The organism is Streptomyces sp. bgisy027 (assembly GCF_057710365.1).
In genome coordinates this window covers 31,232-54,985 of sequence record NZ_JBYIVZ010000014.1, presented here as the reverse complement: position 1 = coordinate 54,985, position 23,754 = coordinate 31,232, and the positions used below count along the sequence as shown (strand labels likewise).

General features: G+C 69.3%; 20 protein-coding genes and 3 pseudogenes. 9 read left to right on the top strand and 14 right to left on the bottom strand.

Going from position 1 to position 23,754, the window contains the following annotated elements; all coding sequences use genetic code 11:
* The first annotated feature begins 105 nt into the window (after positions 1 to 105).
* From AC3ETA_RS16470 to AC3ETA_RS16450, 5 genes are all read left to right on the top strand, one after another.
* Positions 106 to 1,455 carry an ABC transporter substrate-binding protein gene (locus AC3ETA_RS16470; RefSeq protein WP_432193627.1) on the top strand — a complete coding sequence of 450 codons (1,350 nt, stop codon included), beginning with the start codon at positions 106 to 108 and terminating at the stop codon, positions 1,453 to 1,455.
* Between the two features lie 6 nt (positions 1,456 to 1,461).
* Positions 1,462 to 2,418 (top strand): carbohydrate ABC transporter permease, encoded by a 957-nt coding sequence (locus AC3ETA_RS16465; RefSeq protein ID WP_432193626.1) that lies wholly within the window; start codon positions 1,462 to 1,464, stop codon positions 2,416 to 2,418.
* Positions 2,415 to 3,275 carry a carbohydrate ABC transporter permease gene (locus tag AC3ETA_RS16460; protein ID WP_432193625.1) on the top strand — a complete coding sequence of 287 codons (861 nt, stop codon included), beginning with the start codon at positions 2,415 to 2,417 and terminating at the stop codon, positions 3,273 to 3,275. The genes AC3ETA_RS16465 and AC3ETA_RS16460 overlap by 4 nt, the downstream gene beginning before the upstream one ends.
* Positions 3,276 to 3,326: 51 nt before the next feature.
* A complete protein-coding gene (locus AC3ETA_RS16455) occupies positions 3,327 to 4,928 on the top strand; it encodes a glycoside hydrolase family 13 protein (protein WP_432193624.1) in 1,602 nt (533 codons plus the stop codon).
* Positions 4,929 to 5,002: 74 nt separating this feature from the next.
* A complete protein-coding gene (locus AC3ETA_RS16450; RefSeq protein ID WP_432193623.1) occupies positions 5,003 to 7,144 on the top strand; it encodes a discoidin domain-containing protein in 2,142 nt (713 codons plus the stop codon).
* Here the strand turns inward: AC3ETA_RS16450 and AC3ETA_RS16445 are convergent.
* Genes AC3ETA_RS16445 through AC3ETA_RS16430 form a run of 4 tightly spaced genes read right to left on the bottom strand, consistent with a single transcriptional unit; the run spans position 7,113 to position 10,467 of the window.
* Positions 7,113 to 7,925 (bottom strand): ABC transporter ATP-binding protein, encoded by an 813-nt coding sequence (locus AC3ETA_RS16445; protein WP_432193622.1) that lies wholly within the window; start codon positions 7,923 to 7,925, stop codon positions 7,113 to 7,115. The two genes, AC3ETA_RS16450 and AC3ETA_RS16445, sit on opposite strands and share 32 nt — an antisense overlap.
* Positions 7,926 to 7,949: 24 nt before the next feature.
* A complete protein-coding gene (locus AC3ETA_RS16440; RefSeq protein WP_432193723.1) occupies positions 7,950 to 8,726 on the bottom strand; it encodes an ABC transporter permease in 777 nt (258 codons plus the stop codon).
* Positions 8,726 to 9,502 (bottom strand): ABC transporter permease, encoded by a 777-nt coding sequence (locus tag AC3ETA_RS16435; protein WP_432193621.1) that lies wholly within the window; start codon positions 9,500 to 9,502, stop codon positions 8,726 to 8,728. Before AC3ETA_RS16435 ends, AC3ETA_RS16440 begins: the two co-directional genes overlap by 1 nt.
* Positions 9,499 to 10,467, bottom strand: coding sequence for an ABC transporter substrate-binding protein (locus AC3ETA_RS16430; protein ID WP_432193620.1), 969 nt, complete (start codon positions 10,465 to 10,467; stop codon positions 9,499 to 9,501). Before AC3ETA_RS16430 ends, AC3ETA_RS16435 begins: the two co-directional genes overlap by 4 nt.
* Before the next feature lie 166 nt (positions 10,468 to 10,633).
* Between AC3ETA_RS16430 and AC3ETA_RS16425 the strand changes: the two genes are divergently transcribed.
* Positions 10,634 to 11,485, top strand: a complete 852-nt coding sequence (locus AC3ETA_RS16425; RefSeq protein WP_432193619.1) for an IclR family transcriptional regulator domain-containing protein — start codon at positions 10,634 to 10,636, stop codon at positions 11,483 to 11,485.
* Here AC3ETA_RS16425 and AC3ETA_RS16420 read toward each other — a convergent pair.
* The 6 genes and pseudogenes from AC3ETA_RS16420 to AC3ETA_RS16395 form a co-directional block, all read right to left on the bottom strand.
* The gene (locus AC3ETA_RS16420) at positions 11,400 to 12,341 is read right to left on the bottom strand and encodes a PDR/VanB family oxidoreductase (RefSeq protein ID WP_432193618.1); all 942 of its coding nucleotides are present in this window, start codon (positions 12,339 to 12,341) and stop codon (positions 11,400 to 11,402) included. The genes AC3ETA_RS16425 and AC3ETA_RS16420 overlap by 86 nt on opposite strands.
* Positions 12,338 to 12,514 carry a hypothetical protein gene (locus AC3ETA_RS16415; RefSeq protein ID WP_432193617.1) on the bottom strand — a complete coding sequence of 59 codons (177 nt, stop codon included), beginning with the start codon at positions 12,512 to 12,514 and terminating at the stop codon, positions 12,338 to 12,340. Before AC3ETA_RS16415 ends, AC3ETA_RS16420 begins: the two co-directional genes overlap by 4 nt.
* Positions 12,511 to 13,581 (bottom strand): Rieske 2Fe-2S domain-containing protein, encoded by a 1,071-nt coding sequence (locus AC3ETA_RS16410; RefSeq protein ID WP_432193616.1) that lies wholly within the window; start codon positions 13,579 to 13,581, stop codon positions 12,511 to 12,513. The genes AC3ETA_RS16415 and AC3ETA_RS16410 overlap by 4 nt, the downstream gene beginning before the upstream one ends.
* Before the next feature lie 681 nt (positions 13,582 to 14,262).
* A complete protein-coding gene (locus tag AC3ETA_RS16405) occupies positions 14,263 to 14,598 on the bottom strand; it encodes an ArsR/SmtB family transcription factor (protein ID WP_432193722.1) in 336 nt (111 codons plus the stop codon).
* A 115-nt stretch (positions 14,599 to 14,713) separates the two neighbouring features.
* A pseudogene (locus tag AC3ETA_RS16400) lies at positions 14,714 to 15,369 on the bottom strand (DUF305 domain-containing protein).
* A 35-nt stretch (positions 15,370 to 15,404) separates the two neighbouring features.
* Positions 15,405 to 16,061 carry a thioredoxin-like domain-containing protein gene (locus AC3ETA_RS16395; RefSeq protein WP_432193615.1) on the bottom strand — a complete coding sequence of 219 codons (657 nt, stop codon included), beginning with the start codon at positions 16,059 to 16,061 and terminating at the stop codon, positions 15,405 to 15,407.
* 777 nt (positions 16,062 to 16,838) lie between these two features.
* Between AC3ETA_RS16395 and AC3ETA_RS16390 the strand changes: the two are divergent.
* Positions 16,839 to 17,584, top strand: a pseudogene (locus AC3ETA_RS16390) (cytochrome c biogenesis CcdA family protein); the annotation flags it as partial.
* A 133-nt stretch (positions 17,585 to 17,717) separates the two neighbouring features.
* Here the strand turns inward: AC3ETA_RS16390 and AC3ETA_RS16385 are convergent.
* The 3 genes from AC3ETA_RS16385 to AC3ETA_RS16375 all read right to left on the bottom strand — a co-directional run bounded on the left by AC3ETA_RS16385 (position 17,718) and on the right by AC3ETA_RS16375 (position 20,186).
* Complete coding sequence (locus tag AC3ETA_RS16385) at positions 17,718 to 18,743, bottom strand: C40 family peptidase (protein ID WP_432193614.1); 1,026 nt, start codon at positions 18,741 to 18,743, stop codon at positions 17,718 to 17,720.
* A gap of 160 nt (positions 18,744 to 18,903) precedes the next feature.
* Positions 18,904 to 19,815 (bottom strand): M56 family metallopeptidase, encoded by a 912-nt coding sequence (locus AC3ETA_RS16380; RefSeq protein WP_432193613.1) that lies wholly within the window; start codon positions 19,813 to 19,815, stop codon positions 18,904 to 18,906.
* Positions 19,812 to 20,186 (bottom strand): BlaI/MecI/CopY family transcriptional regulator, encoded by a 375-nt coding sequence (locus AC3ETA_RS16375; RefSeq protein ID WP_432193612.1) that lies wholly within the window; start codon positions 20,184 to 20,186, stop codon positions 19,812 to 19,814. The genes AC3ETA_RS16380 and AC3ETA_RS16375 overlap by 4 nt, the downstream gene beginning before the upstream one ends.
* 779 nt (positions 20,187 to 20,965) lie before the next feature.
* On the opposite strand from AC3ETA_RS16375, the pseudogene AC3ETA_RS16370 reads away from it, so the two are divergent.
* Together AC3ETA_RS16370 and AC3ETA_RS16365 are read left to right on the top strand one after the other, a co-directional pair.
* Positions 20,966 to 21,139: pseudogene (locus AC3ETA_RS16370) on the top strand (copper resistance CopC family protein); the annotation flags it as partial.
* Between the two features lie 55 nt (positions 21,140 to 21,194).
* A complete protein-coding gene (locus AC3ETA_RS16365; protein WP_488187638.1) occupies positions 21,195 to 22,859 on the top strand; it encodes a copper resistance CopC/CopD family protein in 1,665 nt (554 codons plus the stop codon).
* 135 nt (positions 22,860 to 22,994) lie between these two features.
* Here AC3ETA_RS16365 and AC3ETA_RS16360 read toward each other — a convergent pair whose 3' ends face one another.
* Positions 22,995 to 23,741: a CbtA family protein gene (locus AC3ETA_RS16360; RefSeq protein WP_432193611.1), complete on the bottom strand. Its 747-nt coding sequence runs from the start codon at positions 23,739 to 23,741 to the stop codon at positions 22,995 to 22,997.
* Positions 23,742 to 23,754 lie beyond the last annotated feature (13 nt).

Here is a 23,754-nt window from a genome sequence, read left to right as displayed (position 1 = left end):
ATTCCGCTGTTAAAAAATTTCAAATCTCGCGCGACATCTTGCGTTCAGATGTTGGCGGTGCTTGAGTGTGCGGCGCCCACCGCTCCTGCCCAGAGGGGTCCACCGATGAGAAGCACCGGGTTCCGCCGTACCTTCGCCACGCTGAGCGTCTGCTCCCTCGCCCTGGCCGTGTCCGCCTGCGGTTCGGGCGGCGACGACTCGGCGAGCGGAAAGACCCGCGTCACGGTCAACTGCATGCCGCCCAAGAGCGCCAAGGTCGACCGCCAGTTCTTCGAGCAGGACATCGCGTCCTTCGAGAAGGCCAACCCGGACATCGACGTCGTCGCGCACGACGCGTTCCCCTGCCAGGACCCGAAGACCTTCGACGCCAAGCTCGCCGGCGGGCAGATGGAGGACGTCTTCTACACGTACTTCACCGACGCCCGGCACGTCGTCGACATCAACCAGGCGGCCGATCTCACCTCGTACGTCAAGGAGTTGAAGAGCTACGGGACCATCCAGCAGCAGCTGCGCGACATCTACACCGTCGACGGCAAGATCTACGGCATCCCGCGCACCGGCTACTCGATGGGCCTGATCTACAACAAGAAGCTCTTCGAGAAGGCCGGCCTCGACCCCGAGAAGCCCCCGGCCACCTGGGACGAACTGCGCGCCGCCGCCAAGAGGATCGCCGGCCTCGGAGGCGGCACCGTCGGCTACGCCGACTACAGCGCCCAGAACCAGGGCGGCTGGCACTTCACCGCCGAGCTTTACTCGCAGGGCGGCGACGTCGTCAGCGCCGACGGCAAGAAGGCCACCGTCGACACCCCCGAGGGCCGCGCCGTGCTCCGGAACCTGCACGACATGCGCTGGACCGACAACTCCATGGGCAGCAAGCAGCTCCTGGTCATCAACGACGTCCAGCAGATGATGGGCTCCGGCAAGCTCGGCATGTACCTCTCCGCCCCCGACAACATCCCGATCCTGGTCAAGGAGAAGGGCGGCGACTACAAGGACCTCGCGCTCGCCCCGATGCCCGGCGGCGAGGGCACGCTCATCGGCGGCGACGGCTACATGTTCAACAAGAAGGCGAGCCCCGAGCAGATCCGCGCCGGCCTGAAGTGGCTGGACCACATGTTCCTCACGCCCGGGGACGGCTTCCTCGGCGACTACGCCCGCGCCAAGAAGAACGACGCCCCCGTCGGACTGCCCGAGCCCCGGCTGTTCACCGGCGCCGCCGACGCCAAGGACCAGCAGGTCAAGGAGGCCAACGCCAACGTCCCGGTGGACAACTACCAGGCCTTCCTCGACGGCAACCAGAGCCTCGACATGAAGATCGAGCCGCCCAGCGCCCAGCAGATCTACTCCGTCCTCGACGGGGTCGTCTCCGCCGTCCTCACCAAGAAGGACGCCGACATCGACCAGCTCCTGAAGGACGCCTCCGGGAAGATCGACAGCATCCTGGCCCGGGGCTGACGGTCCATGACCGAGACGGCTCAGCGACGGACCGTCGCGAAGGTCGCGGTCCACCCGATGCAGGCGCCGCCCCCGGCAGGGGACCGGAGGCGGCGCCGCCTCCTCGACCAGGCCCGCGCCTACGGCTTCCTCATCGGCGGCCTCGTCTGCTTCGCCCTGTTCTCCTGGTACCCGGCGATCCGCGCCGTCGTGATCGCCTTCCAGAAGTACACGCCCGGCAGCGACCCCGAGTGGGTCGGCACCGCCAACTTCACCCGCGTCTTCGGCGACCCGGAGTTCGCGGCGGCCTGGCGCAACACCCTCACCTTCACGTTGCTGGCCCTGCTGATCGGCTTCGCGATCCCGTTCGTGCTCGCCCTGGTCCTCAACGAGTTGCGGCACGCCAAGGCGTTCTTCCGGGTCGTGGTCTACCTGCCGGTAATGATCCCGCCGGTGGTCAGCGCCCTGCTGTGGAAGTGGTTCTACGACCCCGGCACCGGCCTCGCCAACGAGGCGCTGCGGTTCCTGCACCTGCCCACCTCGAACTGGTCCAACGGCGCCGACACCGCGCTCGTCTCCCTGGTGATCGTCGCGACCTGGGCCAACATGGGCGGCACCGTGCTCATCTACCTCGCGGCGCTCCAGTCCATCCCGGGCGAGCTGTACGAGGCGGCCGAACTCGACGGCGCGAACCTCCTCCAGCGCATCCGGCACGTCACGGTCCCGCAGACCCGCTTCGTGATCCTGATGCTGATGCTCCTTCAGATCATCGCCACGATGCAGGTCTTCACCGAACCGTTCGTCATCACGGGCGGCGGCCCGGAGAACGCCACGGTCACCGTCCTGTACCTGATCTACAAGTACGCCTTCCTCTACAACGACTTCGGCGGCGCCTGTGCCCTCAGCGTCATGCTGCTCGTGCTCCTGGGCGCCTTCTCCGCCGTATACCTGCGTCTGACACGCACCGAAGGGGAGGACGCATGAGCACCCGGACCCTTCTCTCCCCGGCGGCCCTGGCACGCCCCCGCGGCAAGGCCGCCTACTGGTCCGTCTTCACCGGCACCGTCCTGCTGTTCGCGCTCGCCTTCCTCTTCCCCGTGTACTGGATGGTGACGGGCGCGATGAAGTCACCGGACGAGGTGGCGCGGACCCCGCCCACCCTCGTACCGGAGCAGTGGCACCTCAGCGGCTACACGGATGCCTGGGACCTGATGCAGCTGCCCAGCCACCTCTGGAACACGGTCGTCCAGGCCGCCGGTGCCTGGCTGTTCCAGATCGTGTTCTGCACGGCCGCCGCCTATGCGCTGTCCAAACTGCGGCCCGTCTTCGGCAAGGTGGTCCTCGGCGGCATCCTCGCCACCCTGATGGTCCCGGCCCAGGCGCTGGTCGTACCGAAGTACCTGACCGTGGCGGACCTGGGACTGCTCAACGACCCGCTCGCCATCTGGCTGCCGGCCGTCGCCAACGCCTTCAACCTCTATCTGCTGAAGCGGTTCTTCGACCAGCTCCCGCGCGATGTCCTGGAGGCCGCCGAGATCGACGGCGCCGGAAAGCTGCGCACCCTGTGGTCCATCGTGCTGCCGATGTCCCGGCCGGTCCTCGGCGTGGTCTCGATCTTTGCCCTGGTGGCCGTCTGGCAGGACTTCCTCTGGCCGCTGATGGTCTTCTCCGACACCGACAAGCAGCCGATCAGCGTGGCGCTCGTCCAACTGTCGCAGAACATCCAGCTGACCGTGCTCATCGCCGCGATGGTGATCGCCAGCATCCCCATGGTCGCGATGTTCCTGGTCTTCCAGCGGCACATCATCGCCGGGATCGGCGCGGGCAGCACCAAGGGCTGACGCCCTCCTCCCACCGCCCGCCCTCCTCCTTCCGACAGAAAGGGCCGCACCGTGGCACAGCCCCGTCATGCCGCCGCACAGTGGTGGCGCTCCGCCGTCATCTACCAGGTCTACGTCCGCAGCTTCGCGGACGGCGACGGCGACGGCACCGGCGACCTCGCGGGCGTCCGCGCCCGGCTGCTGTATCTCGCCGAACTCGGCGTGGACGCCCTGTGGTTCACGCCCTGGTATGTCTCACCGCTGAAGGACGGCGGCTACGACGTCGCCGACTACCGCGCGATCGACCCGGCGTTCGGCACCCTGGCCGAGGCGGAGAAGCTCATCGCCGAGGCGGGTGAACTGGGCATCCGCACGATCGTCGACATCGTGCCCAACCACGTCTCCGACCGGCATGCCTGGTTCCGGGCCGCACTCGCCGCCGGACCCGGCAGCCCGGAGCGCGAGCTGTTCCACTTCCGGCCCGGACGCGGCCCGGACGGCGACCTGCCGCCCAACGACTGGCCGTCGCAGTTCGTCGGCTCCACCGAACCCGTGTGGACCCGCCTGCCGGACGGCGAGTGGTACCTCCACCTGTTCACGCCCGAACAGCCCGACCTCAACTGGGCCCACCCCGTGGTCCGCCAGGAGCACGAGGACATCCTGCGCTTCTGGTTCGAGCGGGGCGTGGCCGGCGTCCGCATCGACTCGGCCGCGCTGCTCGCCAAGGACCCCGAGCTCACCGACCTCGCCGACGGTCCCGACCCGCACCCCTTCGTCGACCGCGACGAACTCCACGACATCTACCGCTCCTGGCGCACCGTCGCCGACGACTACGACGGCGTCTTCGTCGGCGAGGTCTGGCTCCCCGACCCCGAGCGCTTCGCCCGCTATCTGCGCCCGGACGAGCTGCACACGGCGTTCAACTTCGCGTTCCTGTCCTGTCCCTGGGACGCCGAGCGGCTGCGGGCGTCCATCGACACGACCCTCGCCGAGCACGCCCCCGTCGGCGCCCCCGCCACCTGGGTGCTGTGCAACCACGACGTCACCCGCACGGTGACCCGCTACGGTCGCGCCGACACCGGCTTCGACTTCGCCGCGAAGGCCTTCGGCACCCCGACCGACCTCGCTGTCGGCACCCGGCGTGCCCGGGCGGCCGCGCTGCTCTCGCTCGCCCTGCCCGGGGCCGTCTACGTCTACCAGGGCGAGGAACTCGGCCTGCCCGAGGCCGACATCCCCCTCGACCGCATCGAGGACCCGATGCACGGCCGCTCCGGCGGCACCGACCCCGGCCGGGACGGCTGCCGGGTACCGCTGCCCTGGGCGGCCGGAGAACCGCACGCCGGCTTCGGTTCGCAGGAGGAGCCCTGGCTTCCGCAGCCCGCCGGCTGGGCCGCGTACGCCGCCGACCGGCAGGCCGCCGACCCCGGCTCGATGCTCGGCCTCTACCGCCGGGCGATCGCGCTGCGCCCGGAGTTCGGCGACGGCCCCCTCACCTGGCTGCCGGCGCCCGAGGGCGTGCTCGCCTTCACCCGGGCGCCGGGCGTGACCTGCCTGGTGAACCTCGCCGACGAGCCCGCCGACCTGCCCGACCACACCGAACTCCTGCTCGCCAGCGGCCCCTTGGACCCCCACGGGAGGCTGCCGAAGGACACCGCGGCCTGGCTGCGCACCTGACCGCGGGCTGCTATCCCCGCACCCCCACACGAAGGGATCAGCACATGCGGTACCCGCCCAGAACTGTCAGGATCATGCCAATAGCGATGACGGTCGCCCTCGCCGCCGGCCTGCTCACCGCGACGGCGCCCACCGCGCAGGCGGCCGCCGGCGCCACCTTCCCGTTCACCTCGGTCGAGGCCGAGTCCGCCACCACGACCGGCACGAGGATCGGGCCCGACCACACCCAGGGCACCCTCGCCTCGGAAGCCTCCGGACGCCAGGCGGTACGCCTGAACTCCGGCCGGCGCGTCGAGTTCACCGCGCCGCGCGCGGCCAACGCCCTGAACGTCGCCTACAGCGTCCCCGACGGCCAGAGCGGCTCACTGAACGTGTACGTCAACGGCACCAAGCTCGCGAAGTCCATCGCCGTCACCTCCAAGTACTCCTACGTCGACACCGGCTGGATCCCGGGCTCGAAGACCCACCACTTCTACGACAACGCCCGGCTGCTGCTCGGGCGGAACGTGCAGGCCGGCGACAAGGTGGCTCTGGAGGCGGCGAACGTCCAGGTCACGGTGGACGTAGCCGACTTCGAGCAGGTCGCGGGCGCGGCGAGCCGGCCCGCCGGGTCGGTGTCGGTGACGTCCAGGGGCGCCGACCCCAGCGGCCGGGGCGACTCCACGCAGGCCTTCCGGGACGCCATCGCCTCGGCGCAGGGCGGCGTCGTGTGGATCCCACCGGGGGAGTACCGGCTGACGTCCTCCCTCAGTGGGGTCCAGAACGTCACCCTCCAGGGCGCGGGCAGCTGGCACTCGGTCGTACGCACCTCGCGCTTCATCGACCAGTCGAGCTCGTCCGGAAGCGTCCACATCAAGGACTTCGCGGTCATCGGCGAGGTCACCGAGCGGGTGGACTCCAACCCCGACAACTTCGTCAACGGCTCGCTGGGGGCGAACAGTTCCGTCTCCGGGATGTGGCTCCAGCACCTCAAGGTCGGCCTCTGGCTGATGGGCGACAACGACAACCTCGTCGTCGAGAACAACCGCTTCCTCGACATGACCGCCGACGGCCTCAACCTCAACGGCAACGCGCGCGGCGTGAAGGTCCGGGGCAACTTCCTGCGCAACCAGGGCGACGACGCGCTCGCCATGTGGTCGCTGAACGCGCCGGACATCAGCAGCAGCTTCGAGAACAACACCATCACCCAGCCGAACCTCGCCAACGGCATCGCGATCTACGGCGGCACCGACATCACCGTCAGGAACAACCTGATCTCCGACACCAACGCCCTCGGCAGCGGCATCGCGATCTCCAACCAGAAGTTCATGGACCCCTTCCACCCGCTGTCCGGCACCATCACGGTCGACGGCAACACGCTCGTCCGCACGGGCGCGATGAACCCCAACTGGAACCACCCCATGGGCGCCCTGCGCGTCGACTCCTACGACAGTGCCGTCGAGGCGCAGGTGAGGATCACCGACACGACGATCACCGACAGTCCGTACAGCGCCTTCGAGTTCGTCTCGGGCGGCGGACGGGGCCTCGCCGCCAAGAACGTCACCGTCGACGGCGCCACCGTCCGCAACACCGGCACGGTCGTCGTCCAGGCCGAGACCCAGGGCGCCGCCGCCTTCCGCGACGTCACGGCGACCGGCGTGGGCGCTGCGGGCATCTACAACTGCCCCTACCCCGCGGGCTCCGGGCCCTTCACGCTCACCGACGGCGGCGGCAACTCCGGCTGGAGCAGCACCTGGTCCGACTGCTCGACCTGGCCGCAGCCCGGGCAGAGCAACCCCGACCCGGACCCGGCGCGCAACCTCGCCAAGGGCCGCCCGGCCACCGCCACCGGCTCGCAGGACGTCTACACGCCCGGCAAGGCGGTCGACGGCGATGCCGGCAGCTACTGGGAGTCGAGCAACAACGCCTTCCCGCAGTCCCTGACGGTCGACCTCGGCTCCCGCGAGGCGGTGCGGCGTCTGGTGCTCAGGCTGCCGCCGTCCCCGGCGTGGGGCGCGCGCACCCAGACCGTGACGGTGCTGGGCAGCACCGACGGCTCGAACTTCTCCACGGTCGTCGGCGCCACCGGCCACCGCTTCGACCCGGCCGGCGGCAACACGGTGACCGTAGCCCTGCCCGGTGGCACCGAGCTGCGCCACCTGCGGCTGTCGGTGAGCGCCAACACCGGCTGGCCGGCTGCCCAGTTCAGTGAGGTGGAGGCGTATCCGACTTCGTGAACGCGTCCTGCACGACCCCGCGCTTCGCCGCCTGGATCTGCTCGTACACATGGGTCCGCAGCTCGGCGAAGCGCGGGTCGACGCGGGTGTGCAACTGGTCGCGCTCGGCGGGCAGATCGACCTTCAGCTGCTCCCGTACCACGGTGGGGGAGGCGGACAGCACGATCACCCGCTCACCCAGGTACACGGCCTCGTCGATGTCATGGGTGACGAACAGGATCGTGATGCCGCGCTCCCGCCACAGCCCCCGCACCAGGTCCTCCAGGTCGGCGCGCGTCTGCGCGTCGACCGCCGCGAACGGCTCGTCCATCAGCAGGACCCGGGGCTCGTACGCCAGCGCCCGGGCGATGGCGACGCGCTGCTGCATGCCGCCCGAGAGCTGCCACGGATACGCCCCCACGGCGTCCGCGAGCCCCACCGACTCCAGCGCGTCACGCACCAGCTCCCGACGCCGTGCCTTGCCCAAGCCCTTCTGCTTCAGTGGCAGTTCGACGTTCTCGCCGACCCGCATCCAGGGGAAGAGGCTGCGCCCGTACTCCTGGAACACGAACGCCATCCCGGGCGGCGGCCCGCTCACCCGGCGCCCCTGAAGGAGCACCTCGCCGCCCGTCGGCGTCAGCAGTCCGCCCATGCACCTCAGCAGGGTCGTCTTCCCGCAGCCCGACGGTCCGACGAGACAGACGAGTTCCCCGGCGTCCACGGTGAAGGTGAGGTCGCGCACCGCCTCCACGCGCCGCCCGGAGCCCTCGTAGACCTTCTTCAGGGCGCGTACGTCGAGCATGACCCTCCCCTTCACGGTGTTCACTCAGGACCGCCGGGTGGTCGCGCGCAGACCGTGGTACCAGCCGAGAACCCGGCGCTCGACCAGCTGGAACACGACGGAGAGCAGGAAGCCGAGCAGACCGAGGACGAGGATCCCGGTCCACATGTCGGGGATCGCGAAGCTGCGCTGGAACTGGACGACGGTGAAGCCGATGCCGTTGTTCGCGGCGAACATCTCGCTGATGACCATCAGGATGATGCCGATCGACAGCGCCTGGCGCAGCCCGGCGAAGATCTGCGGGCTCGCCGAGGGCAGCACCAGATGCCGCAGCCGGGCGAGACCGGAGACGCCGTACGAACGGGCCGTCTCCAGCATCACCGGGTCGACCGCGCGCACCCCCTCCACGGTGTTGAGCAGGACGGGCCACACGCAGCCGCTCGCGATCACGACGATCTTCATGCTGTCGCCGATCCCCGCGAACAGCATGATGACCGGCACCAGCACGGGCGGCGGCACCGCACGCAGGAACTCCAGGACCGGCTCGCACACCGCGCGCACCGCCCGGTAGGAGCCGATGACCGTGCCGAGCGCGACGCCGACGAGGGCGGCGAGCGCATAGCCCACGAGGAGCCGCAGCAGGCTCGGTACGACATCGGCGCGCAGCCGGTCGGCGGTCCAGACGTCCGGGAAGGTGTCCACGATCGTCCGCAGCGGCGGCCAGAACGGGTCCGTGCTGCCGGCCGACGCCGCCCACCACACGACGACCAGGACGACGGGCAACGCGAGGGCGAACAGGGACCTGAGCAGCAGACGCGCGATCACACCGCCACCTCCCCGCGCACCGACTGGTGCCAGGCCAGCGCCCATCGTTCCACCGTGCGCGCGCCGACGTTGATGATCAGCCCGAGCAGGCCCGCGACCACGATGAGCGCGTACATCTCCGGCACCGCCTGCGAGGTCTGCGCCACCGCGATCTGCTGCCCCAACCCCGGTGCGCCGATGACGAGTTCGGCGGTGATCGCGAGGATCAGTGCCACCGCGGCGGCCAGCCGCACGCCGGTCATGACGTACGGCAGCGCGGTCGGCCACAGCACATGGCGGACGCGCGCCCAGGTGCCGAGGCCGTACGAGCGCGCCGTCTCCTCGGCGACCGGGTCGACGTCCTGGACGCCGTACAGGGTCTGGATCAGCACCTGCCAGAAGGAGGCGTAGACGACGAGAAGGAGGACCGACCGCAGTTCGGTGCCGTACATCAGCACCGCCAGCGGGATCAGCGCCACCGACGGGATCGGGCGCAGGAACTCGATCGTGGAGGCCGTGGCCGCGCGCAGATACGGCACCACGGAGACGACGACGCCCGCGACGACGCCCGCGCAGACCGCGATGGCGAGGCCCAGGGCCCAGCCGGTGAGGGTGTCGCCGAGGGCGTGCCAGAAGGCGTCGTCGGCGAGTTCGTCGCCGAGGGCCGAGGCGATCCGGCTGGTCGGCGGGAAGTACGCCTCCTTGACCAGGCCGAGCCGCGGCACCGCCTCGCCCAGGGCGAGGAATGCCGCGAGCCCGGCCGCACCGAGTGCGAGGTTCCTTCCAGGAGTCACGGCAGGAGCGCGTCCAGGTCGGGTGTCTTCTTGAACAGTCCGTCCTCCTCGCCGAGTTTCATGAGGGCCTCGATGGAGGGGCGGTTCGCCTCGGCCGGCCACTTGGGCAGGACGACCTGCTCCAGCACCGACGCCGGGATCTTGGTGTACGTGGTGACGATCTGCCGTGCCTCGTCCGGGTGGGCCTCGGCGTACGCGAGGGACTCGGCGGTGGCGTCCTGGAACTTCTCGACCACGTCCGGGTGCTGCTGCGCGTACTGCGTCGAGGTGAAGTACATCGCGACGGTGAGCTCGGGCGCGACGTCGATCAGCGGGGAGGCGATCTCGCGGCCGCCCTGGCTGCGGATGGTGGCGGTCGCCGGTTCCACCACGCACGCGGCGTCGATCTGGCCCTGGTCGAGGGCGGCGGGCATCTGGTCGAAGGCCATCTCGACGAGCTCGACCTCGTCCGGGTCGCCGCCCGCCTCGCGCACGGCCTGACGGACCGCGGTCTCGTTGATGTTCTTCAGGGTGTTGATGGCGACCTTCCTGCCCTCCAGGTCCTTCGCCGACTTGACGGGGCTGTCCTCCTTGACCATCAGGCCGTTGAAGTCCTTGCCCCGCACGCCGGTCGACGCGATGCCGTTGGCGACGGCCTTCACCGGGACGCCGTTGGACTGGGCCACCATCAGGGACGTCACATTGCTGAAGCCGAACTGGAACTGACCGCTGGCCACACCCGGCACGATCGCCGCACCGCCCTGAGCGGTCGTGAACTCCAGCTTCAGGCCCTGCTTCTCGAAGAAGCCCTTCTTCTGGCCGAGATACAGCGGCGCGACATCGACGATCGGGATGAGGCCCAGCTTGACGGTGGTGACCCCGCCGGACGACGCTCCCGCGTCCGGCGAGTCGCCGTCGGACGAGCCACAGGCCGTCCCGACGAGCAGCAGGGCGCCGGCGGCGAGACCGGCGGACAGACGACGCATGGCTCCTCCTGTACAGACAACGTGCAACGGTGTTCCGACAGGTTGTGCGCAAGGCGCACAGTAGTGCGCGGGATTGCTCAGCGGGAAGGTAGAAGCCTCAAACACATCCGGTCAATGGGTTCACCAAGATTCGCCGACAACATTGTTGACACTTCTGGAGGTGGCGATGTCCGACGAGGCCCGCGCACCGCACTTCGTGAAGTCCTTCGAACGCGGACTCGCCGTCATCCGCTGCTTCGACGCCGACCACCCCGCGCGCACGCTCAGCGACGTCGCCCACACCTGCGACCTGACCCGCGCCGCCGCCCGCCGCCTGCTGCTGACCCTCGCCGACCTCGGCTACGTCCACCAGGACGGCCGCCTCTTCCGCCTGACGCCGCGCGTGCTGGAACTCGGCTACTCCTACCTAGCCGGCTACACCCTGCCCCAGATCGCCGAGCCCCATCTGGAGCAACTCGTCGCGCAGGTACGGGAGTCGTCGTCGCTGTGCGTCCTCGACGGGGACGACATCGTGTACGTCGCCCGGGTCGCGACCCGCCGCATCATGACGGCGTCCATCACGGTGGGGACGCGCTTCCCGGCGTACGTCACGTCGGTGGGCCGGGTGATCCTCGCGCACGGTCCGCAGGAGCGGGTCGAAGTCCTGCTCGGCCGCGTCGAGTTGAATCCCCTGACCGGGCGCACCATCACCTCGCCGGACGACCTGCGGGCGGAGCTGAGCCGCGTCCGCCGGCAGGGCTACGCCGTCGTCGACCAGGAGCTGGAGGAGGGGCTGATGTCGGTCGCCGCTCCGGTCCGGGACCGGGACGGCGAGGTGGTCGCGGCGGTCAACATCGCCGTGCACGCAGGCCGCAACACCGTGGACTCGGTGCGGCGCGACCTGCTGCCGCGGCTGCGCTCGACGGTCGCCGCGATCGAGGCCGACCTGCGCATCACAAGTCCAGGACCAGCCGCTTCCCCCGGCAGCGGGACACACAGATCATCATCGTCTCGCCGCTCTCCTGCTCCTGGCGCGTGAGAACGGAGTCCCGGTGGTCCGGGGTGCCGTCGAGGACGTCGGTCTCGCAGGTCCCGCAGGTGCCCTCGGTGCAGGAGTAGAGCACCTCGACGCCGGCCGCCCGCACGGTGTCCAGCACGGAGACACCGGGCGCGACGGTGAGCGTTCGCCCGCTCCGCGCCAGCTCGACCTCGAACTCGCCGTCCGCGCCGACGGGTTGCTCCTTCGGCTGGAACCGCTCGACGTGCAGCACCCCGGCCGGGCACAACTCCTCTACGGCGTCGAGCAGCGGTCCGGGACCGCAGCAGTAGACGAGCGTGCCGTCGGGGCGCCCGCCGAGCACCGAGGCGAGGTCCAGCAGGCCGGACTCGTCCTGCGGGGCGACGGTGACCCGGTGGCCGTACCGCCCCAGTTCCTGGGTGAACGCCATGGACCGACGGGTCCGCCCGCCGTACAGCAGCGCCCATTCGGCGCCCGCCGCCTCGGCCGCGGCCAGCATCGGCAGGATCGGGGTGATGCCGATGCCGCCGGCGACGAAGCGGTAGCGGGGCGCGGGCTCCAGCCGGAAGTGATTGCGCGGGCCGCGCACCCGGACCTTGTCGCCGTGCCCCAACTGCTCGTGCACATGCGCGGATCCACCGCGCCCGTCCGGCTCAAGAAGTACGGCGATCCGCCACTCCGTCCGGTCGGCAGGATCACCGCACAACGAGTACTGCCGCTCCAGCCCCGGCCCGAGCACGACGTCGACGTGGGCGCCGGGCTCCCAGGCGGGGAGCTGATCGCCGAGTGGGTGGCGCAGGGTGAGGGCGAGGACGCCGTCGGCCGCGAACTCCCTGCGTCCGACGACGAGTTCGACTTCGTGGACGACTTCACTCATGAACGGTTTCCTCGCGGCTGGTGCCCCTGGGGATGCGCGAGCATCCACTCCCACATCTCCACCGGGTCCTGCGCGGTGTGCTCGCGCCCGCAGTGGCAGGTGCCGTGCAGGACGTCGGTGCCCGGCAGCCAGTCGATGCGGTAGATCTCGCCGGTCGGACCGGTGCTGCTCACAGGACCTTCTCCACGGGCTTGTCGCCCTCCTCGACCAGCCGGGCGAGAATACGGCGGGCGGCCAGGCCGCCGGTGTCTATGTTGATGCTCAGCTCCTGGTAGCCGTGGCGCTCGGTGCCGAGGGTCCGCTGGAGCAGGTCGAGGGCGTTGACGTCCTGCATGACGACCGTGTGGTTGTTGCCTCGCAGGAACTCGGTGACCTCGTCGTCGTCCGTCGCCCAGTCCCGCGAGACCGCCCAGAAGTCGTACACCTTGCCGTCGCCGGAGGGCGTGATGGCGTAGGTGACCTCGGTGTGGAAGCCGCCCGGGTCGGTGCCGTCCGGCTCGGGCACCACGCCGACGGGTGCGACGCGGCTGTGCAGCAGATACAGGCAGGGGGCGAAGTACTCGATGTCCTGCCAGCGGGTGATCCGGCCCTCGATGCCGGTCGACCTGGCGTAGAACGGCGGGCACTCGGCGTCGTCCATGTGCCGGCTCACCCGTACGATCCCGGCGCCCTCGTCGACCTCCGTGGTGATCGGCGTCTCGGCGACCTCGGGGGTGCCGATGTAGCCGCCGTGGAGGTAGGTCTCGTGGGAGAGGTCGAGGAGGTTGTCGACGAGCAGGCCGTAGTCGCAGTCGATGGGCTCCATGCCGCGCACGGTGACCCAGCCGGGGGAGTCGAGGTGCCTGGCCCGCGGGATGCCCTGCGGATCGGCGAGCGCCGGGTCGCCGATCCACACCCAGATCAGGGAGTCCAGTTCGACGACCGGGTACGAGGCGACACGCGCCGTCCGCGGAACGCGTTTCTGCCCCGGCACGTACACGCACGTGCCCGTCGTGTCGTACGTGAACCCGTGATACCCGCACACGATCCGGTCGCCGTCCAGCCGCGTCGGCGCCTCCGACAGCGGGTAACGCCGATGCACACACCGGTCGTGCAGCACGACCGGCGTCCCCTCCTCCTCGGTCCGGTACAGCACGAGCGTCTCACCGAGAATCGTCCGCCCGAGCAACTCCCGCCCGACCTCTTGGCTGTAGGCGGCGACGTACCACTGGTTCCTGGCGAAAGTCGTCATGTGCGGCATGGCGTTCGGCTCCCGTCGTTGGGTCGTGGCGTCATCGTCGATACCGGCCGCACGGGGGCGCAATACGGCTTCCGTGTCACGGAAGAGTGCGTTGAAACTCCCTGGTGAAGGTACTGATGCTGGGCACTGCGCCGCTGCGCGCCGGCAAGGGTGACAGCAGCCATGCCGTCTGCCCGCGGTGACGGGCGTGTCCATCGGCGACCACCCGGTCGAGGCATATGCCCGTTTTCTTGCTTTCCTGGCTCCTCTTTGGCGGCATACGGCCGGTACAGCGGCAGAATTTGCATCACTGCAGATCAAAGCTGGTCGTGGCCGCGAGGGGAGTGAGTCCGGGTCGAATCTGGGTCGAATCGCCTCGTTCGGTGGGTTGGTGAAGGTCAAATTCATGATCAGACGTCAAGGTCGCGTGAGTGGCTGCAGAACCCGAGGTCCAGGGCCGCGATGGTCGTGCGGCTGATTTGCCCACGGTCCTCAATGGTCGACGCTGAACCGCCGACTTGTATGGGGGGAGCGGCCAACCCGACCGCGTCCCGCTCCCCCCATACAAGTCGGCGGTTCATGGCTTTCCGTGTGTCCGTGGTTGTGATCGTCGAAGTCGTCGTGGCCCATGACTGTCCCTTCAAGCGTGCAAGGTCGAGCAGGAGGAGGGAGGTTGATGGGGCAGGGCGGTGGAGCTGTCGGTCAGCTACAGCCCTTGTCCTCGGCGCCGGGGCAGACTGCCTCGGCATTCACGGTGAGCACTGTGCCCAGCAGGTCACCCAGTGCGTGGGCGAGCTGGGGAGCGCTGAGTTCGTACCGGACGCGGCGGCCTTCCGGAACCGCGACGACGAGGCCGCAGTCGCGCAGGCAGGCGAGGTGGTTGGAGAGCCGGGTGCGACTGATGCCCAACTGGTCCGCCAACTCGGCGGGGTGGTTGGAGTGTTCTCGCAGGGCGAGCAGGAGTCGGCAGCGGATCGGATCGGCCAGGGCGCGCCCGAAGCGCGCGAGCACCTCGGCCTGGGTGGCGGCGACGAGCACCATTTGACGGTACAGGAATCGCTGAATTCAGAGAAAGGTGTATCACTCGAACGAGCGCATGGGGGTGCGATGGCCCGCCGTTCCAGCGCTGCCGCGGACCATCGCTTGCGCAGGACTACCTGGGCGCTGAGCCGCGCTCCTTGAGCATGCTGGTCATCAGCCCCATCTCCGACTGCTGACCCTGGACCATGCCTTCCGCGAGCCTCTTCTCAGTGCCGACATCGCACTGCTTGACGCACGCACGGGCCATGTCCACGCCCGCCATGTGGTGGTCGTACATGAGCTGGAGGTAGAGGACTTCGGCTTGCTTGCCCTCCAGTTGGCGAAGTCTGTCCAGCTCGGAGTTGGTGGCCATGCCCGGCATGAGGGAGCCGTCCTTCGGCTCGTGGCCCATGTGCCCACCGCCCTCATCCAGCTCATGTACCCGTCGGACGAGCTCTTGGGCAGTCCCCACAGGTCCAGCCAGCCGAGCAGCATGCCGCGTTGGTTGGCCTGGGTCTGCGCGACGTCGTACGCGAGCCGGCGGACGTCTTCGTCGTCCGTCTGGTCACGCACGATGTAGGACATCTCCACCGCCTGCTGGTGGTGGACGGCCATGTCGCGGGCGAAGCCCGCGTCGGCGGAGTCCGAGGCAGGATTGGATACGGCCGAATCGCCGCCCGCGCCGTAGGCGGTCAGCCCCCACGCTGCCAGGGCCAGCACGAGGACGATCACCGCGGCGATCAGCAGCGGCGGTGTCCTCGGCCGGGTCCGTTCGGCCCTGCTCTCCATGGCTTCGGTCTCGTCGGCGAGCGTTTCCATGGCGCTCATGCGGCGGTCAGGCCGCCTGTGCAGGCGGCTCCTGGCTCAGGAGTCTGGGCGCCTTGGACGTATTTGGTCAGGAACTGCTCGACCCGTGGCTCGGATGCGCTGTCCACGGTGAGCTGGCGGCCCCAGGCCGACAGCGTGATGGTCCCGGACTGGTCCTTGGCGGGGCTCATCAGGGTGTAGGGGGTGTTGGAGACCTTGTCGCCGAGCTTCTTGATGTCGGCGTCGGTGGCCTTGTCGTTGTACGTGATCCAGACCGCGCCGTGTTCGAGCGAGTGGACGGCGTTCTCGTTCGCGATGGCCTTGGTGTAGACGGTCCCGTCGCAGGTCATCCACGCCTGGTGGTGGTCGCCGCCGACGGGCGGGTTCATCGGGTACTTCACGGCGCCCTGGACGTGGTTCTGCGTGAGCTTCTTCTTGTCCCAGGTCTTCTCGCCCGCGACGGGCTCCTTCGCTGCAGCGGCCTTCTGCTCGTCTTTCTCGTTGGCGCTGTTGAGGGCATAGGCGCCCCAGCCGGCCAGACCGGCCACGATGACCGTGCTGAGCGTGATGGCGATGATGCGGTTGCGGCGCTCGCGGGCTCTTTCGGCGCGGCGCATCTCCTCGATGCGGGCCTTGCGCGACAGGGCCGCGGTCTTCTTGCTCGTCTTGCTCATGACGTGGGGGTCCTTCCTCCCGCCGTTTCGGCGGTGGATGCGGGGAGTTGACGTGTCCTTCGGCGCGTCCACTCGCGTGAGCGCACGCCGCCGAGAGGTCCGTCTAGGTCCGCTGCACCTGGAGGACGTGGAGGTCGGGTCCTGCCCCCGCTGGCGGGGCGTGGGCGAGGAACGCGGGTGTGCCGGACGGCTTCGAGAGGTCCGGCATGCGGGGCAGGAGAACCGCCGGCGTATGCGAGGGCGAGGCCAGGATCACTCGCACTTCATGGACCGCTGGAGCGCAGCACGTGCCACCGGCGGGGCAGTCACCCGGGTGTGCAGTCGGCACGGCATGGTGGTCGGTCGGGTTGCCCGACGGTATCTGTACGCCGGAAATGCTGGTCATGGCACTGGTGCCGTCGCTGCCATGAGCCGCGAACCCAAGGCACATCACCAGCGCCGTGAGCAGGACGGCGAGGGCAGAACACAGAGCCGCGGCGCGCGTGGTCCTCCGCGAGCCGCGTGTTCTGGGCTGCGCCAACTGTGCCTGGCTCATTACGGGAGATGTTAAGCGGTTCCTATGGGCGGTGTGACTGGCGGGCACAACTGCGCAGTGTCCATCGGCGCCATCGCGTGCCTGAGTACAGACGAAGGTGCGGGCGACGCATCCTTCGTCCGGAGCGAAGCGACATCCCCCGGGCCCCCGCCCACTCTTGCTAAGTAGCTTAGTAATAGGCTCGCCTGGACTGCCTGGCGTGGCGTGTCGTCCACAGCTCCACCCTGCCTCGGAGGCCACGCGTGAGCCAAGGCATAACCGACGTCGTCTCCAGCGGCCCCCTGCTGCTGGCGGCGCCACTCGCGCTCCTCGCGGGCGGCGTGTCGTTCTTCTCGCCCTGCAGCTTGCCTCTGGTGCCCGGATACATCTCGTATGCCACCGGCGTAACAGCAGCCGACGCGCATGCGGGCCGGGAAGGCCGGGGCCGTATGGTCGCCGGGACGGCTCTGTTCATCCTCGGTTTCTCCGTCCTCTTTGCCAGCTACGGCGCGGCGCTGGGCTACGCGGGAAACCGACTGCTGGAACTCCAGGACCTGATCACGAGGATCCTCGGGGTGATGACGATCCTGTTCGGCCTGGTGTTCCTCGGCGGTTTCGAACGCATCCCCTTGGCCGGCCGCACCTTCCGCATCAGCTACCACCCGCGTGCAGGCCTGGCTGGGCCCCGTTGCTGGGTGTGATGTTCGGCCTGGGCTGGACCCCATGCATCGGTCCCGCCCTCGCTGCCGCAATGAGCCTTTCCTTCACCACGGGCGGTGCGGGCCGCGGTGCTCTGCTCGCCTTCGTCTACAGCATCGGCCTGGGGCTGCCGTTTCTCGTCGCAGCCCTGGGCTTCCGCCGGGCATTGCGGGTTTTCGGGTTCGCTCGCCGCAACGCACGAGGTGTCATGCGCTTCGGCGGCGCGATGCTGGTGATCGTCGGCATTCTCCAGGTCAGCGGCGCATGGACCTGGCTGACCGGGCTGCTTCGCTCCTGGGTCGCCGCGTTCCAGCCGGTGCTTCGAGTTCGGCGACGCCCGATCCAGGGCCTCGGTGCGGGCCTGTCTTCCGCGCTGAGGCCGGAGCCACGCCTACGGCTTGAACTGCTGACCGATCACCATGAGGCCGAGCCTGCTGGACGACTCAAGGCCGAGACGCGGCGTAGAACGGCATGGAGTCCACGGGGACGATCTCGATGTTCTTGCCCGTGCGCGGAGCGTGGATGGCCTTGCCGTCGCCGACGTACATCCCGTTGTGCTGGGTGTCGTTGTACCAGTAGATGATGTCGCCCGGCTGCATGTCCGACTTGGACACCTTCCGGCCGGCGTCGTACATCTCCTTGACGGTGCGGGGCAGGGAAACGCCGGCCGTGCGCCAGGAGGCGCCCACGAGGCCCGAGCAGTCGAAGGAGTTGGGGCCGGTCGAGCCCCACTCGTACGGCTTGCCGAGCTGGGCGTAGGCGAAGTCGAGTGCGGTCTTGGCGCGACCGCTGGCGGGGCCGTTGTAGGTGGCGGCGGAGTCGCTGACCCCCGCGGCGGCGTCGTCGCGCTCCTGGGCGGCCGCCATGCTGGCGCGCTGGGCGGCGGTCAGGCTGTTGAGGAGCTTGCGCGCCTTGGTGAGCTTGGCCTGGACCTCGTCCTTCTTTTCCTTGGCCCGGGTGCGCGCCTCCTGGAGAGCCTCCAGTCGCTCCGCGGCGCCCGCACGTTCCTGGGCGAGTTCCCGCTGCTTGCCCTGAAGGGCCCGCAGGGCGTTGGCCTGGCGTTCGCTCGTGCGGCCGATTGCCTCGGCCTTCTCCAGGTAGTCGTCCGGATCGCTGGCGAGGAACAACTGGACGCTCGGATCGATGCCACCGCTGCGGTACTGCTCCGCAGCCAACGGGCCCAACCTGTCGCGCAGTTCGTTGAACTCCTGCTGCTTGCGAGCCAGCCGGTCCTGGGCGCCGTCGACCTCCCGCTGAAGCTTCTTCTGCTCGGCGAGGACGCCGTTGTACTCCTCTGTGGGGCCCGTGGCTTCCTCGTAGAGCTGTTCCACCTGCTTGCGGACCTCGTCCACCGTTGGCTTCGGAGCCGCCTGACTCTGGGTCGGCAGGAGGCTGACCGCGCCGGCGATGCCGCCGAGGGTGGCTATCCGGGCACGGCTGGGCGGCTTCGGCCGACGGTGGGTTCCCATGCTCGGGGTGACTCCTCTGGGCGCGTCCGGGGACCGGGGAGGGCCTGTGGTCGTCGGCTTGGAGCCTTCGACGTTGGCCTGGTAAACGCGTTAGAACTTAGTGCCTTAGTAGTAAGGGTCGCAAGTGACTCAAGGTGACGGTGGTTTGCATCGGATCCGGTCAGGCGAGGAGAGGGGGGCACGCGACGAGCAGCGGTAGCAGCGGAACGACCGCGGCCACGGTGGCCACCGTCCCCCAGAAAGCGGGGTGAGGGGCCCGACGAGGACCGAGCACTCGCTGGAGACGGATCAGCACCGTCTGCCCGCCCGCCGCGAACGCGCCCTTCGGCGTGCGAGCCGACGCCATCTCGTACATCGCCGTGGCCAGCGCCTCACCGGAGTGCCGGCGCAGGGCGCGGTCATCGGCCACCATCTCCAGCAGGAGCGCGGTCTGGTCCCGCCCGTGACGGGCCAGCGGCAGCATGCGGAACACCGAGTGGAACGCCTGAGCGGCGGCCAGAGCCAGATGATGACGCCCCACGATGTGACCCCGCTCATGCTCCAGCACGGCGGCGAGCTGCTCCGGCGTCAGGTCACGCACGGCCGCGTCACTGATCACCACGCGTGGCCGGCGGCCGGGCAGGCAGTACGCCGCGGGGAGGCCGTACGGCAGGACCGTGGCACGCAACCGGGCCGAGTGGTGGCCAACCAGATCGACCGCCTCACGGTGCCGTGTCCGCGCGCGGCGCGCTCGTACGACATGGGAGACGAAGCTCGCGATCAGAGCGATCCCGATGCCGGCCGGCAGAGCGACGGCGAGCCGGTCCGCCGTCACCCGGTCGGGTTCGCCGGGGCCCACGTGCAGTCCACAGGAGTGGAGCAGGCCCACAAGCCCCGCGTGCAGATGCTCCGTCGGCATGGCCAGGTTGTACGCCGCGAGTGCGGCTCCGATCGCGAACGCGACCATCAGCGCGTGCCAGACCGCCGCGGCGAGGGCCGGCGCCCGGTGCGGCCAGGCCGCACGCAGGAGCAGGCGCGGGGCTACCACACCCACGGCCACCGTGTACCCGACCAGGAAGGGGGCCGCGTTCACGCCTTCGCCTGTCGTCCCACGTTCCGCAGAGCCCTGCGCAGGGCGGCCACCTCGTCCTCGGACATGTTCTCGACGAAGTGAACGAGCGCGGCCGAGCGGTCCTTGCTCTCTCCCAAGCCGTCCTCCATCAACGCGGCGGCGTACGCCTCGCGGGTCCGGACCGGCGTGTACAACCAGGCCCGCCCGCGTTCCTGCTTTCCGCGCAGCAGCCAGCCCTTGGTGTAGAGGATGTTGGTGACGGTCATCACCGTGGTGTAGGCGATGGGACGCGTCTTGTTGAGGTCGTCGACGACCTCGCGCACCGTCGCCGGACGGTTCCACGTCCAGAGACGATCCATGATCTCCGCTTCGAGATCCCCCAGCCGCCGCATGGCCCCGACTTCCTTTCACCACGATTACGCAAGGCCATAGTAGACAACTGGACTATCGGCTTCCCACGCGGAGGCCCAGAACCGACCAGGTGTTCCGGGCCGACGGGACCGGCTTCGGCCAAGGCACAGCCCGAAGTGGCCCCGTCGGCGACCTGGTGTACTAGCGGACTCGGACGAACACCGGGTTCGAGTAGAACCACAGGTCGTCCCACGGGCTCTCCAGCCCGTCGGCGAGCGGCTCGGCCTCGTCGGTGCTCGTGCCGCGCACCCTGGCGTAGAGGTCCGTCTCGACGTTGCGCAGCGTGTGCTTGATGACGTACTCGTGCCCCTGCTTCCGCCAGTCGCGCGGGCCGAACCGTGCCGCGACCTCCGTGGTCGGGTTCGTGTCGGAGTCGAGGTTGGAGTTCGGACCCGTGACCTCGCCGACGATCAGATCGACGCGCTGAATCTCCGGGTGGTCACCGTTGGCGTTCTTGCCGGTCAGCGGCCGGAACCTGATCTCGATCTCGACGTCGGAGCGGTGGCGGCGGCTCAGTACGAGGGTCTCGCCCGCGGTCGCGTCCCGGTCCTGACTTCCGCGCCAAGATCGGCGGGAAGATCCAGCAGCTGCGTGGCATAGGTCCGACGCCTGGTCCGTCCTGACCGTCGCATCCTTACCAACGACGCAGCCCTAGTCGGCCACGACCACCCGCACAACTCCCGTCCCCGGAGGCTGCTCCATGCCCACGGCACCACGCTGGACCAGGAAACCGCTGACCGTCCTTCTCCTGGTCGGCGCGGTGCTCACCCTCCTCCTCGGCGGCGCCGGAACCGCCTCCGCCCACGCCGTCCTGACCAAGTCCGACCCCGCTGACGTCTCCGTCCTCAAGAGCGCGCCCAAGCAGCTCACGCTCACTTTCAACGAAACCGTCAGCCTCGCCGACGGCTCACTGCGCGTCCTGTCCCCGAAGAACCTGCGGGTCGACCGAGGAACCGTCGGGCACGCGGCCGGCAAGACGAACACCGCGCGTGCAGCTGACGGGCAAGTTGCCCGAGGGTACCTACACGGTGTCATGGCGGGTCGTCTCCTCGGACAGTCACCCGATCTCCGGCGCGTTCGCCTTCTCCATCGGCCAACCGTCCACCACCACCGCCAAGGTGCCGCTCGAATCCCGGGCCGACACCGCCACCTCCCGTCCCTACGGATTCTTCCGCTACGTCGCCTACAGCGGCCTCGCCCTGCTCATCGGCGTCGCCCTGTTCACCCTCGTCTGCTGGCCGGCCGGTGCAGCCTTGCGTCCGATACGCCGGCTCCTGCTGACCGGCTGGGTGGCTTTGTTCGCCTCCACCGTCGTCCTGTTGCTGCTCCGCGGCCCCTACGAGACCGGCAAGGGTCTCGGCTCGGTTTTCGACCTGTCGATGTTGGGCCGGACCCTCACAGGTAGGAGCGGTTGGGCTCTGGCCGCACGGCTGTTGCTGCTCACGGCGGCGGGGGTCTTCCTGGCGCGGATCTTCGCCCGCCTCCGCAGTGAGGGCGACAGCACGTTGCCCGATCCGGCCACCGAACTCACCTCCGACCGGCTCACCGTGCGACCGCAGTTCGGTGTCGGCATCCGGGTCGTGGGCGCGCTCATCGCTGTGTGCCTGGCCCTCACCTGGGCCGCCGCCGAGCACGCGTCCGCCGGTCTCCAGGTGCCGCTGGCGATCCCCGTCTCGGTGCTGCACCTGCTCGCCATGGCGGTATGGCTGGGTGGTCTGGTCGCGCTGGTGGTCGCACTGTTCCGGGCGCCCGCCGACATGACGATTCCGGTGGCAGCGGTCGCGAGCTTCTCCCGGTTGGCGTTCATCTCGGTTGCCGTCCTGGTCGTCACCGGTGTCTATCAGTCCTGGCGGCAGGTCGGCTCCCTTGAAGCGCTGTCCACCGCCGAGTACGGCAGGCTCCTCGCCCTCAAGTCCATCGCCGTGGTCGTAGTGCTGACCGTGGCCGCCTTCTCGCGCCAGTGGACCGCGCAGCTTCTCCAGGAGAAGCCGTGGCAGGAGATCGTCTCCGCAGCCGAGCCCCAGCGTGTCCGCGTCGCGCAAACCGTCGGCGCGGGCGCTTCCTCGACCAGCACCATCACAGAGAACGCAGACAGCCTGACCGGCCCTCCCACTGCGGGTGATCCCGCCGAAAAGCCGGGCGCGCCCGGTGTCGGCACCTCCCGGCGCGCCCTGCAGCGTTCGGTCGCCGTCGAGGCAGTGCTCGGCGTCGTCGTCCTGGTAATCACCACGATGCTGACCGGAACCCAGCCCAGCCGAGCCGCCGTGGAGAGCGCCACCGCGCTCGCCGAATCCCGGAAACCGACGGTGCAGGTGGCACTCGTCCCCGTCGATGTCGGCATACCGAACGGGAAGGGCAAGGTACAGATCACCTTCTCCCCGGGACGTGTTGGCGACAACACCGTGGAGGCCGTGACGTACGGGGCCGACGGTCTTCCCTTCGCCGCCCCCGAACTCCGTGTCAACCTCACGCATCGCGCCCAGGGAGTGGGCCCGTTGGATGCGAAGCTCGTTGACCGGGGCGGCTACTGGACCACCGACCGCCTGCGGCCCCCGTTGCCCGGGTCCTGGACCCTGCGCGTCACGGTACGAATGACCGACGTCGACCAGGTCACGGTCACGCAGGACGTGACCATCAGGCCGTCACCGGCTTGAGCGACCGGGCTCCGGCACGCTCCTCACAAGCGATCGGTGCCCGCCGCTTCTCATCGGCGCGGGCTCCCGACACACACGAGGGCGGGATCCACCGGGCGCGCCCCCGGCAGATCCCGCCCTCGCATAAGTGACTGTTCAGGCGGCCTGAGTGGAGACCTGGCGGCGAGCAGGCTTCGGTTCGAGGACGCGTTCGGCCAGGAAGCCGAACAGGAGCCCGAAGGTCGACCACAGCACGGCCTGTACGCCGATGGAGGCGAGACGGAACTCCCACAGGTCGGTGGCCGGGAAGCCCTTGGGAGTGTTCTCGCCGGACGGCAGAACGACCATCGCGATCGCCACTACCGCCACGAAGGCGACGCCGGCGGCGATGGAGGCGTTCCAGTTCCCCCACGCCGGCGCGAGCCTGCGACCCAGCAGGATGGCGGCGATGCCCAGCAGCACACTGAGGGCGATCATCAGGACGAACAGGATGGTGCGCTTGTCGAGGGTGTCGGGGTTGCCGACGGCGGGCGGGTTGGCCGGGTACTTCAGGATCGGCACGAGGTAGGCGAGGAGGAACCCGGCGAGAGCGGTCAGCCCGGCAGTGGCCCGCGCCCCGAACCGGCCTATGCGACCCAGCGCGAAGCAGAAAGCGAAGGCCACGATGCCGCCGATGGCGACACCGAAGACGAGGACGCCCGTGGCGAGCCCGGCCGTTGACTGCACGGAACGGCTGACGAGTTCCTCGCCGCCGTGCTCATGGGAGTTGGCACTCTCGAACGCGATGGCCGCGTCCACGGGGCCTTCCCCGACCAGGTAGGCGAAGACGAAAGCGAGCACGCCCGCGCCGATGCCGGCGAGCATGCCGCGCACCAGCAAGGTGCGTACGGTGACGGAGTTCATGGAAGGGCGCTCC